Origin of the sequence: Enterococcus sp. AZ128 (assembly GCF_051714485.1) — a bacterium.
GTDB lineage: Bacteria > Bacillota > Bacilli > Lactobacillales > Enterococcaceae > Enterococcus_A.
Window position 1 is genome coordinate 2,184,903 of the sequence record NZ_JBIORZ010000001.1, and the last position, 13,389, is coordinate 2,198,291.

16 protein-coding genes, 1 other RNA gene and 1 pseudogene are annotated in these 13,389 nt (G+C 39.3%); 4 read left to right on the forward strand and 14 right to left on the reverse strand.

All coding sequences use genetic code 11. The features are described from left to right. Positions 1-160: 160 nt before the first annotated feature. Positions 161-523: a hypothetical protein gene (locus IGI38_RS10760; protein ID WP_438730408.1), complete on the reverse strand. Its 363-nt coding sequence runs from the start codon at positions 521-523 to the stop codon at positions 161-163. Between the two features lie 92 nt (positions 524-615). Continuing rightward, positions 616-987, reverse strand: coding sequence for a CvfD/Ygs/GSP13 family RNA-binding post-transcriptional regulator (locus tag IGI38_RS10765; RefSeq protein ID WP_438729713.1), 372 nt, complete (start codon positions 985-987; stop codon positions 616-618). A 77-nt stretch (positions 988-1,064) separates the two neighbouring features. Here IGI38_RS10765 and IGI38_RS10770 point away from each other — a divergent pair, with 77 nt between their 5' ends. Next, on the forward strand, positions 1,065-2,231 hold the full coding sequence (locus tag IGI38_RS10770; protein ID WP_438729716.1) for a MalY/PatB family protein: 1,167 nt from the start codon (positions 1,065-1,067) through the stop codon (positions 2,229-2,231). A gap of 26 nt (positions 2,232-2,257) precedes the next feature. Here IGI38_RS10770 and IGI38_RS10775 read toward each other — a convergent pair whose 3' ends face one another. Next, positions 2,258-2,845: a peptidylprolyl isomerase gene (locus IGI38_RS10775; RefSeq protein ID WP_438729719.1), complete on the reverse strand. Its 588-nt coding sequence runs from the start codon at positions 2,843-2,845 to the stop codon at positions 2,258-2,260. Positions 2,846-2,976: 131 nt separating this feature from the next. Here IGI38_RS10775 and IGI38_RS10780 point away from each other — a divergent pair, with 131 nt between their 5' ends. Both IGI38_RS10780 and IGI38_RS10785 read left to right on the forward strand, forming a co-directional pair. Continuing rightward, positions 2,977-3,960 (forward strand): NAD(P)/FAD-dependent oxidoreductase, encoded by a 984-nt coding sequence (locus IGI38_RS10780; RefSeq protein ID WP_438729722.1) that lies wholly within the window; start codon positions 2,977-2,979, stop codon positions 3,958-3,960. An 18-nt stretch (positions 3,961-3,978) separates the two neighbouring features. After that, a complete protein-coding gene (locus IGI38_RS10785; RefSeq protein WP_438729725.1) occupies positions 3,979-4,488 on the forward strand; it encodes a phosphatidylglycerophosphatase A family protein in 510 nt (169 codons plus the stop codon). An 18-nt stretch (positions 4,489-4,506) separates the two neighbouring features. Here the strand turns inward: IGI38_RS10785 and IGI38_RS10790 are convergent, their stop codons facing one another. The 4 genes from IGI38_RS10790 to IGI38_RS10805 are packed head-to-tail and all read right to left on the reverse strand — an operon-like array spanning position 4,507 to position 7,941. Then, entirely contained in the window at positions 4,507-5,142 is a 636-nt protein-coding gene (locus IGI38_RS10790; RefSeq protein ID WP_438729727.1) for a TIGR01906 family membrane protein, read from the reverse strand. Continuing rightward, positions 5,132-5,902: a TIGR01457 family HAD-type hydrolase gene (locus IGI38_RS10795; RefSeq protein ID WP_438729730.1), complete on the reverse strand. Its 771-nt coding sequence runs from the start codon at positions 5,900-5,902 to the stop codon at positions 5,132-5,134. The genes IGI38_RS10790 and IGI38_RS10795 overlap by 11 nt, the downstream gene beginning before the upstream one ends. A 4-nt stretch (positions 5,903-5,906) precedes the next feature. Continuing rightward, complete coding sequence (locus IGI38_RS10800) at positions 5,907-6,527, reverse strand: YutD family protein (RefSeq protein ID WP_438729733.1); 621 nt, start codon at positions 6,525-6,527, stop codon at positions 5,907-5,909. 34 nt (positions 6,528-6,561) lie between these two features. Continuing rightward, a complete protein-coding gene (locus IGI38_RS10805; protein WP_438729736.1) occupies positions 6,562-7,941 on the reverse strand; it encodes a bifunctional metallophosphatase/5'-nucleotidase in 1,380 nt (459 codons plus the stop codon). A gap of 95 nt (positions 7,942-8,036) precedes the next feature. On the opposite strand from IGI38_RS10805, the gene IGI38_RS10810 reads away from it, so the two are divergent. Then, a complete protein-coding gene (locus tag IGI38_RS10810; RefSeq protein WP_438729738.1) occupies positions 8,037-8,516 on the forward strand; it encodes a methylated-DNA--[protein]-cysteine S-methyltransferase in 480 nt (159 codons plus the stop codon). A 45-nt stretch (positions 8,517-8,561) separates the two neighbouring features. On the opposite strand, the pseudogene IGI38_RS10815 reads toward IGI38_RS10810, so the two are convergent. From IGI38_RS10815 to IGI38_RS10845, 7 genes and pseudogenes are all read right to left on the reverse strand, one after another. After that, positions 8,562-9,056 (reverse strand): annotated as a pseudogene (locus IGI38_RS10815) (LURP-one-related/scramblase family protein). A gap of 11 nt (positions 9,057-9,067) precedes the next feature. Further along, positions 9,068-9,940: an SPFH domain-containing protein gene (locus IGI38_RS10820; protein ID WP_438729741.1), complete on the reverse strand. Its 873-nt coding sequence runs from the start codon at positions 9,938-9,940 to the stop codon at positions 9,068-9,070. Positions 9,941-10,225: 285 nt separating this feature from the next. Further along, positions 10,226-10,309: signal recognition particle sRNA small type (gene ffs / locus IGI38_RS10825), an RNA gene on the reverse strand. 26 nt (positions 10,310-10,335) lie between these two features. Further along, positions 10,336-10,839, reverse strand: coding sequence for a tRNA adenosine(34) deaminase TadA (gene tadA, locus IGI38_RS10830; protein ID WP_438729743.1), 504 nt, complete (start codon positions 10,837-10,839; stop codon positions 10,336-10,338). A gap of 92 nt (positions 10,840-10,931) precedes the next feature. Beyond that, positions 10,932-11,267: a hypothetical protein gene (locus tag IGI38_RS10835; protein ID WP_438729746.1), complete on the reverse strand. Its 336-nt coding sequence runs from the start codon at positions 11,265-11,267 to the stop codon at positions 10,932-10,934. 394 nt (positions 11,268-11,661) lie between these two features. Beyond that, positions 11,662-12,372 (reverse strand): zinc metallopeptidase, encoded by a 711-nt coding sequence (locus IGI38_RS10840; RefSeq protein ID WP_438729749.1) that lies wholly within the window; start codon positions 12,370-12,372, stop codon positions 11,662-11,664. A 117-nt stretch (positions 12,373-12,489) separates the two neighbouring features. After that, positions 12,490-12,813 carry a zinc ribbon domain-containing protein YjdM gene (locus IGI38_RS10845; protein WP_438729752.1) on the reverse strand — a complete coding sequence of 108 codons (324 nt, stop codon included), beginning with the start codon at positions 12,811-12,813 and terminating at the stop codon, positions 12,490-12,492. Between the last annotated feature and the right edge of the window lie 576 nt (positions 12,814-13,389).

Sequence of the window (13,389 nt, forward strand, 5' to 3'; positions counted from 1 at the left end):
CGAATGTCAACTAATTTTTTGAAACATTTTTAATTTCAAAAGTCATCGTTCGGCTTTCACTGCATCAGCAACGTTTATTAATTTACCACTTATTTAATCATCGGTCAACTATTTTTTTCAAAAAAAAAGAAACTTATTTTCATAAGTTCTTTTTCATTAATTATTCAAATAATGGTACACCTTCAATTTCGATCGTACCAAGGATTTTTCTTACACTATCTGGGCTTTCCCAAAAAAATCCTTCTGGCAGTTCTGTCGCCTCTTCGCTAGTCATTTCGAATACATACAGCGGTAAATTATCACCATGCGTTTGCGTATTCGTTAACTCAACCAAGCGAATATCATTAACATTAATATGTAGTGTAGCTTTCAAAAAATTCAAAAAACTGGCTAAAACAGTATTTTCAGATTTAGTATCAGTGCGGGCAAATTCTCTATCTTTTCCTATTTCGTGAACTAAAAAACGTTTTGATCCATCTTCCAAATGCAACATGATTGTTCCAGACACTTGTTTTGTCACAATTTTCACCTCTGCAAAAGCTAGTCGTAAATCGTACTCATTGTATCATGTTTTCAGAAAAAAAGATATTCTTTGCATAAAATAGCTATTAATTTTCAACGCTCTTTCAATAGAAAATCTACCGCATCATTCGTCCATTTCGGCATATTCTTCTCCAACGAACGAAAACCGATATTTTTATTCCGATTGGTAAAGTATCGTTTCCGGTGATATGGCACTTCAACAGGATGGTCTGTTAACGTGCGCAATGACAAACTAATTTTTTTCGTGTATTCATCAATATCAATAATTTGTACTTTCACCACTTGACCAACTTCTAGAAAGCTGTGGATGTTTTTTGTGTATCCCGATTGTACTTCTGATATGTGGACTAACCCTTGTGTCTGATCATCTAATGAGATGAACGCACCATATGGCTGGATTCCTGTCACTTGACCCTCAATAATATCTCCAATTTTATATCCCATTCATTTCCCTCTTTTCGCATGTTTCATTATACTGTATTTATAAATAAAATTGAAGTTAGTATGCAGGAGGAATAAAAATGACAAATTTTGAACAGCCGATTAATCGTCTCGGTTCTGAAAGCGTGAAATGGGATGCCATTCTCAACATGTATGATGAAAGAGTACTTTTGCCATTGTGGATCGCTGACATGGACTTCAAAGCACCTAAAGGAGTCTTGGAAAACTATCAAAAATTATTGGATCACGGAATATTGGGTTATACAAATACGCCAGAGAGTCTTTACACCACTATATGCAGTTGGGAAAAGGAACAACACAATCTTACTATAGAAAAACAAGACATCCTTTTCTTTTCAGGTGTATTAGCCGGAATAGCTACAGCCGTCCAAGCATTTACTAAACCAAATGACACAATCTTGATTCATGATCCAGTCTATCCTCCTTTCGCAAACATCATCACCACGAATCGTCGACAATTGATTCGCAGTAAATTAGTTGAGGAATCAGGGCGCTTCGTGATGGATTATGCTGATATCGAAAGAAAGTTCAAACAACATCAAGTAAAAGTTATGATTTTGTGTAACCCTCATAACCCTGGCGGTCGCGTCTGGACAAAAGAAGAGTTGCAAAAACTCGGAAAGCTTTGTCGAGAATACGGCATCCTCGTCCTAAGTGATGAAATTCATCAAGACTTGGTCTTCTCTCCTAATGAAATGACCTCTTTCTTTAAAGCAGGGGAGGATTTTAGTGAGTTTAGCTTACAATTCACTTCCATGACCAAAACATTCAATTTAGCTGGGATCAAAAACTCCGTGGTCATTGTTAAAAATGATAAACTGCGTAAACAATTACTACGTAAACAAGAAGAAAACTTCCAGCAAGAAATCAATACTTTTGGTCTGGTAGGTATGGAGGCTGCTTATAAAACGGGGAAAGAATGGCTATCTGAATTACTGCCTTATATTCAAGCAAACATAAATTACACCATTCAATTTTTTCAAGATCATTTACCTAAAGTAAAAATTATGAAGCCAGAAGGGACCTATTTGTTATGGTTAGATTTTTCGGCATATGGCTATACAGATGAAGAATTAGAGAATCGCATGATCCATAAAGGAAAAGTCGTTTTAAATACTGGGGTTAGTTATGGCCCTAGCGGAAAACAACATATGAGATTGAATGTTGCTTGTCCACAAGTAACGCTTGAAGAAGGTCTAAAACGAATTGTAACTGCTTTGAAATAAAAAATACGGCCGGTTGGCCGTATTTTTTATTCAGTAATCTCGATTGATTCAATCACGATATCATTAACTGGTTTGTCTTGCGGGCCTCGTTTAGCGGCACCAATAGCATCTACAACATCCATGCCTTCAGTCACATGACCAAAAACAGTATGACGAAAATCTAACCATGGTGTCCCACCTTGCTTATACGTTTCGATGACCTCACCTGGAAATCCAGCTTCTTCCAATTGCGCCAACATATTTGCTGGAACGTTTTGATTGTTTACGATAAAAAATTGGCTGCCATTAGAATTTGGTCCAGCATTGGCCATCGATAAAGCACCACGAAGGTTGAATAGATTGCGTGAAAATTCGTCTTCAAATTTTTCGCCATAAATACTTTCGCCGCCCATACCAGTACCAGTCGGATCGCCGCCTTGAATCATGAAATCAGGAATGACACGGTGGAAAATCACCCCATCGTAATAGCCTTTTTTCGCTAATTCAATAAAATTTTTAACTGTTTTTGGCGCCTCTTCAGGAAACAATTGAACTTGAATGTCTCCCATATTCGTTTTGATTGTCGCATTCGGACCTTTTTCTTCTGTTAGGTTTAATTGTGGAAATTGAGTCACTACAACGTCCTCCTTTTATTTTTTGCTGTGTCCATCATAACAAACTTTTCTGGTTTTGCCACCTCTTCAAGCCAAGCGTTTCTTTCTCTCTCATTTATTTGTTACAATCGATGAGAAGAAAGGGTGTTGATATGGAAATTTTTGATATAACCATCGTAGGTGCAGGACCTGTTGGCATGTTTGCGGCTTTTTATGCTGGGATTCGCCAAGCAAAAACAAAGCTGATCGATAGTTTGCCACAGCTTGGTGGACAATTAACGACACTTTATCCTGAGAAAAATATTTATGACATTCCTGGATTTCCGATCGTAAAAGCGGCGGATCTGGTTGGAAACCTAGAGAAACAGTTGCGGACATTTTCTCATACTTACTGTTTAGATGAAGAAGTTTTGGAATTGAAGCAGCACGAAGACTACCTTGAGCTGATAACTAATAAGGATAGTCATTATACAAGAGCGGTCGTTCTTGCTCTTGGCAATGGCTCTTTCCAGCCAAGACGCTTGATGATTGCGGACGCGGATACCTTTGAGAATCACGGAATCGATTACTATATAAATGACTTGATGAAATACGCAGGGAAAAAAGTTGCTATTGCCGGTGGCGGAGACTCCGCCATTGATTGGGCTTTGATGTTAGAACCGATTGCATCAGAAATATCTATCATCCATCGTCGCGATAATTTCCGCGGGCATGAACATAGCGTTCAGAAATTAAGAGAATCATCGATAAATATTTACACGCCCTATATCCTAAAAGAACTCCACGGCGAACAAAATTTGGAAGATGTGACTTTACAAAAGGCGAAAAGTGATGAGACAATTACATTGAACGTGAATTACTTGATTGTTAACTACGGGTTTTCTTCTTCATTAGATCACTTACGGTCTTGGGGGCTAGAAAGTACGCGGCAAGCAATCCTTGTTGAATCGGACATGCGCACGTCGATTCCCGGCGTCTATGCTTGTGGTGACATTGCGACCTATGACGGCAAAGTGAAATTGATCGCTACTGGTATGGGTGAAGCACCGACAGCTGTCAACAATGCTCTGCATTATGTAAATCCTAAAAATCGTGCGCAACCTGGACACAGCACTAGCCTGTTTCCACAAATCTAAGTTTAACGGAGGTAAAATATGGTATTCGAAACGACTGCTCTTGAACAAAAGGCTCGTGAACTCTTGGAAGAACGCGGCGTCACTATTCGAGATATCGCGGATTTAGTCTTCTTTTTACAGAAAGATTATATCGACAAACTAGATATCGAATTGTGTATTCACAGTGTTAATCGAGTATTGACCAAACGTGAAGTCCACAATGCAATCATCACCGGGATTGAACTGGATAAGTTGGCAGAACAAAAGAAGCTGGACTATCCTTTGCAGAATATTCTAGAGGAAGATGAAGGACTTTATGGGATTGATGAGATTATGGCACTGTCTATCGTGAATGTTTATGGCTCAATCGGCTTTACAAATTATGGCTACATCGATAAAGTCAAACCAGGTATCTTGAAAAAACTTAATGAACATGATGGCGTGCACGTCCATACATTTCTAGATGATCTTGTTGGCGCAATCGCAGCATCAGCCGCGAGCCGTTTAGCCCACGAACATCCCCGCAAACTAGATTCCATCGTCAAATAAGAGCATTAAAAAAAGAGCTTACCGCTCTTTTTTTAATGCTCTTTTGCCAAAATAAATCGGTAAGAGATAAAAAATTTCTAGTAAAACAAAAAATAAAATAAAACAATGTAAGAAAAATGTCTCAGGTAGAACATTGATGATCGGATCCGTCGCTGGGTTAAAGATCCATGCATCATTGTTGAAAAAGATACCGTGGAAAAGAACGAAAAACCGATCAAAATTCACCGCCATCAAAAACGCGATTACGATTGGAACCGCAACAGCAATCCGAAACGGTTGGATCAGCGTCCACAACCGCTGCTGTTTAACCAAGTAACGCACATAAAAAATACTTGGGACAATCGTCGCGATTAATAAACCATAGTTCAAAAGAAATAATTTTTTTACTTCATAAAAATGCAGCGCTCCGCTAGCTGAAACCGGAAAATCATTCATTTTGAGTGTTTCTATCCATGGAAAATTCAAATAACGCATCAATTGATCAAAATTATGCAGCAATTCTTTTATTGAAAGCGCCGTATAGTCTAATAACTCTAAATGTCCGACATCAAACTGATAAAGCCAACGAGCATTGATCGTTACTGTAATCGCCAGTGTAAGCAACGTAACAATCAAACAGATCAAACCAATTTGCTCTAGCCATTTATTTTTCATCAAAGCCCCATTCATCTAGTGACTCTACAAGATAAGTCGGCGGCACTGGTAACATCGGAACATCGGCATTTTGTGTGAAGCCTGATAGAACTAAGAGTGAATCAACGCCATTATTGATCCCAGCCAAGATATCCGTCGTGTAATTATCTCCCACCATCAAAACATCCGATTTTTCCATACCTAAAATTTCTACCGCTTTATCCATAATAATTGCCTCAGGCTTGCCGATATAAATAGCTTTTTGCTGTGTAGAAGCTTCTACCATCGCAATCACCGAACCGGCGCCTGGCAGCAAACCGCGCTCAGTTGGGATATTTTTATCTGGATTCGTCCCGATAAAAGTTGCACCCTTCTGTATTGCTAACGTAGCCGTAACAAATTTTTCGTAGGTCACGTCATTATCCAAACCAACAACTACATAGTCCGGCTTGTCTTCGTCCCAAACGTAACCGGCCGACAGAATTGGATCAATCAGTCCAGGTTCACCGATAACATAAACTTTTTTTCCTTTAGCAGCATCATTCATGTAATCAATCGTTGCCAAGGTTGCTGTATAAACAGTTTCTGGGCTAACATAGATTGAAAATTCATTCGCTAATCGATCCGCTACTGTCGCAGGGGTTTTCGTTGTATTATTTGTCAAAAATAAAAACGGAAGTTGCCGCGCCTGCAGTTGCTCTACAAAGCGGCGTCCAGCAGGAATTGGTTCACTGCCCCGGTAGATAGTCCCATCTAAGTCAATTAAATATCCTTTGTACATCTTATTACTCTTCTCTTTGACGAATTACGAAGCGTCCGTCTTTTTCTTTCATCTTTGTGGGTGTTTCCTTTTTCGGTTGACGGTTCTTGATGATTGGTTTTTTCTTCGGCTTATCCGTCACAGGCGCCTTTTTTTCTTCAACATATGCTTGCGGCTTATCTTTGCGTTTACGTTTGCGCTTTTTCCGGTTTTGTTGACGTTTACCGCCTGTCCGTTCCAATACAAAATAAGCACAACCAAAATTGCAGTACTCATACAAATAATCTTCTAATGTATCAATCCGCTGTTCTGGCAAACTTTTCCGATCCTCTTCTCGGAAAAAACCTTTTAGCCGCAACTGGTCGTATCCCCAATCACCAACGATGTAATCATAACGTGTCAAGACCTCACTAAAGCGTTCACCTAAACGTTCGGCATCAAAGCCATCACGATAATTTCTAACTAAGCGATATTGGCGTTCACCAATCAAAAGATTACTATCGTCAATAAACACGACGGGTTCACCTTTTTTCTTTTCTTCAGTGGGTGTCTCAACGATTTCATCTAAGACCTCAGTCAGCTCTTCAGTGACTGTTTTTTCTGGATTGTTTTTCTTCTCTTTTTTGTCTCTTGTTTCTTTTGCCATCGTTTCACCACCTGTTTGCTATTATACCTTGTTTTTATTTGATTGGATAGTGAGTGGAGAGATAGTCTCCTAAAACACTGCGAATAAAATCCGGGAATAAAAATTCATACCGGCCGGCGATTTCAATCGTCGGAAAAAATGGCACGAACATAAAGTGATCAACTGTTGCAATCGTATAGTCCAGCGCGGGATCTACTGGTTCGCCAAGCCAGCGAACTTGATGATTTATCCGATCATAAGCAACTCCGTTGTATACAAGATGACCAAAAATCTTGCCACGGAACCCCATTCCCATTACAGGGAAATTGATGAGAAAATGTCGATTTTTCTCCATCTCTAGAATCAGCCGAATTAGATTATTCCCATCTAACGTAACCTTAATCAAATGCATCGGATGAGGTAAAGCTGTATGAAGCTGATCTTGATTAACGATTCCTGCTGGTACATCAGTCAGAAACAGCCCGGAGTTCAAAACCGCAGCTTCTGTACCTGCTGCTTCTTTTACCGCAGACAGCGTATAATCGATCATCGGGTGCTCCGCTTGAAGGTCTGTACTCATAGGAAAAGAAATATCAGCTACTCTTTTTTCTGCCAGCAAGCGATGACCCTCTTGCAAATAGCCCATGATCTCCTCCTGGTCCTCCGGTAATGCCAGCATTTTCTCAGTTGGAAAAGTGTGCGCAGATGTTTTGACAATATGATGGTTTTCATCAACCGTTAAGTGAACTTCACCTACGTAATAGCCATATTTCCCCGCTGCCGCTAATTGAACTTTTTCTATTTTTTCACCATTCTCAAACAAATGATGTGTATGAGAACCTAGGACCACATCAATCTCTGGCAGTTCTCGGGCAATTTGTCGATCGACACTGATTCCTAGATGACTCATTAAAACTAGAACATCGACTTTTGGACGCAACTCCGCCACGAGTCCTGGCAAAATATCCAGCACTTGACGAATATCCCAACCGTTGGGGCTATAGGTCAAAGGAAAAGGAGCAGTAAATGCCAGCAAACCTACTTTGGTTCCTTGATCTGTCGTAATAATTTTAGATTGTTGTGCCCACTTAGGCGGCTGCAATGTTTGCTTGTCAAAAAGATTATCCAATAGAATATCAAAATTTGCTTGATCGTATAACTGATTTAACTCCGCTTTAGAATTTCCAACACCTTCATTATTGCCGATCGTTGCCGCATCATAATGAACTTGATTCATCAATTGCACATTTGCCTGTCCATTTGTTGCTTCAGTCAGCGGATGCCAGCGATCAACAAAATCACCGAGATCGACAGTGATGACTTTTTTTTCAACCGTTTCTTCTTGCTTGCGGTTCAACAGAAAACGACGAAGCTTTGGCCAATTTTCCAAATGGGAGTGAAGGTCATTTGTATGTAAAAGAATAATTTTTTCCATTATTCTACCTCTTTTCAACTCTTCTTATTCCATCTATAGTAACATATAGGTTAACAAGGCTGAACAGACTCGTTCGCTAAAAAGCAGGTGAAATTATGAATTTCGAAACAATTATTGGCACTATTTGGTTGGACGCCAATCAAACAGCATTGACTTGTATCTCTTATACACCAGTTGACGAAAATCCGTCCGCCAATCAAAAAATCCTACAGACAGCAAAAAAACAACTCGTTGAATTTTTAGCTGGCGAACGAAAATCTTTCGATATACCATATGCTTTTGAGATTGGAACCGATTTTCAACAGGAAGTCTGGCAAGCCCTAACGACAATTCCTTATGGCGAAACATGCAGCTACCTTGATATCGCTGAAAAAATCCAACGACCAAAAGCCGTCCGAGCTATCGGACAAGCAAATCGCAACAATCCGCTGCCCATTCTTATCCCCTGTCATCGAGTAATCGGTAAAAACGGCAAACTGGTCGGCTATTCTGGTTCAAGCGAAGAAGGGCTGAAAATCAAAGAACAATTACTTGCAATCGAAAATCCAGCACTTCAAGAAATCACTCTCTTCTAAACACAAAAATACCGTTGTTGAAGGTAGCCATCAACAACGGTATTTTTAGCTTGATGACGATGCAGAAGTCGCTTCATCTTCTTTGACACAATCAATCGCTATCACAAGAGAAATGATCAGTTTTTCTAATCCTTCATTTAGGATTGTGATCTCATATGTGTCTCCCCATGAGATTCAACGCTTATTAATCTCAGCAACTTTTCGGCCTTTTTGCAAAACCTCAAAATCCATATCCCACCAATTCCCATCAACGGTCAAATCCTCAGCAGAAATCGAATACTTCGCCTTAAACAAACTTAATTGCTTAGAAATCTCGATTGCTTCTTTCCCGTTCATTTCAACAAAAAATTTTGGCAGGAGACTGATTACTTTTTTCGTGATCCGACTAACTTCATTGCCTCGTTCATCATCGATCCGAAATGTTTTCGGAATCTTCATGAAACTACCTTTGACAAAATAACGAGGCTGCTGTTCTTCATCCATCACAGTGAACTTTTCACCGATACTAAAAACCTTTTGTTTAATGTACAGTTTTTTCATCGTCGTTCCTCCTATTTATCAGATAAATCACCCGTATTTATTACTGGCTGCGTTCCCTTATCAGTGATAATTGAAACAAGCAAGTTATTGATAAGCTGAACTTTACGATCATCTGTAAAATGAATTTCCTGCCCATTTTCGATTTGCTCTAATGCCATCTGCGTCATAGTCACCGCGCCTTCTACGATCGTTTGCCGAGCAGACAAAATGGCTTTAGCTTGTTGCCGCTGCAGCATCGCATTTGCTATTTCCGTCGCATAAGCTAGGTGATTCAAACGCGTTTCGATTACTTCAACCCCAGCCATCGCTAAGCGTTCCTGCAATTCTTTAGCTAACTCTTCTGAAACTTCTGTGGTATTTCCCCGCAATGTTAAATCATCATCATTGAATGTATCGTAAGGATATTGAGTAGCGATATGCCGAATCGCTGTCTCACTTTGGATTTCAACAAAATCCAAATAATAATCGACATCAAATAATGCCTTGGCAGTATCAACTACGCGAAACACTACAACTGCAGAAATCTCCACAGGATTGCCATCCGAATCATTTACCTTTAAAAGCGAACTGTTAAAATTCCGCACCTTCAAAGAAACAGGAATTTTTCTCGTTAAAGGTGTCGTGATAAAGAGCCCATTATCTTTGATCGTTCCCAGATATTTTCCGAAGAACAAAACTGCCTTTGCTTTGTTCGGGCCAATGATCGTCAAGGAACTTAAAAATAAAACGGCAACGATCCATAAAACAACCCCAAAAAGAATAAGTCCAAAACCGCTTGCATCATAATACCCAGTAAAAATTGCCCAAAAGCCAATTCCAAAAATTACAATTAATCCAACTAACCCTAAATAGCCATTAATATGAAAGGCTTGCTTCTCCTTCATTGCGGCACCTCCAAAGTTTAATACTTTTAGTGTACGCTTATTTTGAAAGAGCTTCAATTATTTTCCACCAATCCAGCTTTCAAAAAAACAGAGCCATAGCCCTGTTTGATTGTTTACTAATTAAAAAAAGTTTCGCAAACTCGTTCAGCTTTCGCTTATTGCCGATTAACCTAGTTTGTACAGTCAGACCGACTAAAACCACGATAATAAAATTTTCATCTTGTGAAATTTTTATACTTTAATTTATAAATAAAAAAGCAGACCCTAAAAGTCTGCTGTTACGTCATTTATCAGACACATGCCGGATCCCACTTAGTGCTGCTTCCTTCCAGACCTGACACAATTCACAGGCCCGGCATTGTCCTGCCTTTCGGCAAAAAATAGTATAACAAACTCTACTCGTTTTGGCTAGTCTTTTTTTTTCTCGCTCGAATCTCACGGAAAAAATTTGTTAACAGCATGCCGCATTCCTCTTCCAAGATACCGCCTTCGACATATGCACGATGATTAAATCGATCATCTGTCAATAGATTCATTAAAGTCCCTGCTGTCCCCCCCTTAGGATCATAAGCGCCAAAATAAACTTCTTCAACTCGAGATAGGATCATGCCTCCACTGCACATCGGACATGGTTCCAACGTGACAAATAACTGACACTCTTCCAATCGCCAACTATTCAAATGCTTACAAGCCTCACGAATAGCAAACATTTCCGCATGACTCGTCGCATCCTGACTATGTTCTCGTAAATTATGGCCCCGTCCGATAATTTTTCCCTGATAAACAATAATTGCACCGATAGGAACCTCCGCAAGCGCCTCTGCTTTTTTCGCCTCAGCAATTGCCTCCTGCATAAAAAAAATCTTTTTTTCTTCAGTTAAGTGACTTTCTCGTTCCATTTCTTTCCTCGCTCATTTATCTCTATTTCCAATCAATTTACTTTAGCATAACTCCTGTAACAAAAAAAGGTGCGCCATTTCAGGCACACCTTTTACATCATTTTGTCTACAAAATCCATCAAGCGTTCTTTCAAATCTTCAGTTGTGTCTTTGATGGAGTCACCATAGACTGACACTCGCTTTTTTCCGCTTTTAATCTTGTCCAAAATACTCATGATATTATCTAAATCTTCATCCGATAATTTATCAACGATCGCCAGCAATGATTCACTTCCGTCAAACTTATCGCTGACAAAACGTTTCACCTTGCAACGGTTTGATACATGACGAGCTTTTTCAATTAGCTTTCCGGAGACTATTACGGCTGTTGCAGTACTGGTAGCAACAACAACGCCTACTCCGATTTTGACTTTAGTCGATTTTTTCATGGTATCCGCTCCTATTCCTAATAATGGTTTTATTCTCTCTTAAAGAAAAATTTTGACAGTCATGCCTGTATGTCCCTTTGACGCTATTCGACCACTCTGTAAAAGTGTGAATTATCAAAACACACCAGCACCCTTAATTCCATCATACCACACACTTAAAATTATCAATAACAAGAAACCTCACCACATGAAAGCGTATACTTTTTAAACTGTTCTGCAATTTACAAAACGACTGTCACACTCAGAATAACCATTTTTATATTTTCAGGTAAAAAAAAGAAGTGTGACAAAAGTCTTGTCATACTTCTTTTTTCCGAATAAACGGTGTTCCAGAAATAATTTCCTCGGAAATAAACTGAAATTTCTTGAAGTTGACCACCTCTGTCACAACCTCTTAGTCTCGGCTACGATTGCCGAATAACAGAATCAATCGTAACAACTGCAGGAATGTCGCTAACGCTGCTGCAACATAAGTCAACGCTGCCGCAAATAAAACTTTTCGAGCGGCGGCTAATTCATCTTCTTCTAGCATATTTCCCTCACGCAAAATACTCAACGCACGTCTTGACGCGTCAAATTCAACTGGCAATGTTACCAGTTGAAAAATCAAGGCTAATGAGAACGCCAAAATCCCAATATTGATCAATGTTTGGTTCCAGCTCATGAAGACACCAAGCATAATCAAGGGAAATGAGAGTGTCGAACCAATATTCGCAACCGGTACGATCGCTGCTCGTATTTTTAATGGGATATAATTTTTCGCATCCTGTACTGCATGACCGCATTCATGAGCCGCCACACCAATAGCTGCCACTGAAGTAGATTGTGCTGTTGCTTCGGACAAGCTCAATATCTTATTCCCGCTATTGTAATTATCTGTTAAATCTCCAGCGATTTGTTGAACACCGACATCACTGATCCCTTGACTGCGTAAAATATACTCAGCTGCTTGAGTTCCAGTAACGCCCTTACTGCTGCGAAACTCATCGTATTTACGAAAAGTTGAATTGACATACGCAGACGCAAGTCCAGAGATGACTAGTCCGGCGATAACTAATAGAAACGTGGGATCTAGAAAATTATAGAATGATCCGTACCCATACATATACATTCTCCTCTGATCAAAGATAATTTCACTGCTTTAATCAAACAGTTTCCTAACCTTAGTGTAGCATGAAAGGCGTGAATTTTTTATGAAAACAACTCTAAGAATCTTTCTAACTTATAACTTCTTAACAAATTCCGATTTTAGTTTCATTGGACCAAAGCCATCAACTTTACAATCAATGTTGTGGTCTCCTTCAACTAAACGAATGTTTTTTACTTTCGTTCCTTGCTTGATCGCACCAGAAGCACCTTTCACTTTTAGATCTTTGATTACCGTAACACTGTCACCATCTTGTAGCAGATTGCCATTACTATCTTTGACAACCAAGCCTTCTTCGATTTCATCATTTTCAGACCACTCATGACCACATTCTGGACAAACAAACAGTCCGCGATCCTCATATGTATATTCTGACTGACACATTGGGCAATTCGGCATAATCTTCCTCCAATAAAAAATATTTTTCTAATTATTTAGTTTAGCGGAAACAGAGTCGCTTGAAAAGCCTTTCTCCTAAAAATACCTTTTATTCCCATCCCAAAGAAGCCTGATCGTCTATTTTCAATTAAACAGCCCTCTTATACTTACTAATTGCGTCAACGAAACTCACCTTTTTCTTGTGATTCTTTCCTTTCACAAGTTGCTTGTTTATTTTTCTCTGGACTTTCTTATTTTTCGATCTTCAATGATCTTTTCTAATCTTTTTCCATGACGCATGTATATGTATAAGCTATCAGAACTTTCCTGAGTAGGCACAGTCATTATTCTAAAGGGTACTTGGTGATCTCCAGAACTGGAATCTTTTTTTTGTGAAATCGCAGCAAAATCTGTTGGAAGTAGTTCGTCGAGTTGTAGAAACATCGCGTACACTTTATTTGCAGCTGCTTATCCGAACATTTCATCAGTATCTGTATTTTGAGATACTTGGGACTCATTTTTCTTGGAATATTCCGCTGCTTATTATGCAGGATTAGGAACAGCATTGTCCGTAGCATTTTTTGTTTGGTCTTCTCC